The organism is Pseudomonas sp. E45-MNA-CIBAN-0222 (assembly GCF_040310405.1).
Classification (GTDB): domain Bacteria; phylum Pseudomonadota; class Gammaproteobacteria; order Pseudomonadales; family Pseudomonadaceae; genus Stutzerimonas; species Stutzerimonas stutzeri_AC.
In genome coordinates, this window is the sequence record NZ_JBEOPU010000075.1 from 1 (window position 1) to 279 (window position 279).

Below are 279 nucleotides of genomic sequence, written 5' to 3' on the forward strand. Positions count from 1 at the left end.
AGCAATTAACTTTAAGTGATGTTTGATTATTAAATGAATTGAATCATCAAATGAAGGAAGTTGAGCAATCAGTTTTTCAAAAAGAGGTGAAACGATATCCCAACATTTAGGTTCTGCATCAATGATACCCAGTAACCCGTCAGAATAGATGCCACTGTTTAACTTATAATTTGCATAATTGACCAAATCATCAGTATCACAAGCACCAGCCACATACTTTGCTATAAAGTAATTTTCGTTCTCTTCATTCATCTTAAATTTGAAAACTCAATCTTAAGT

General features: G+C 31.9%; 1 protein-coding gene. It reads right to left on the reverse strand.

Translation table 11 applies throughout. The features are described from left to right. On the reverse strand, positions 1 to 252 hold a 252-nt coding region (locus tag AAEZ08_RS22835), incomplete at its 3' end, for a hypothetical protein (RefSeq protein ID WP_500125164.1). Between the last annotated feature and the right edge of the window lie 27 nt (positions 253 to 279).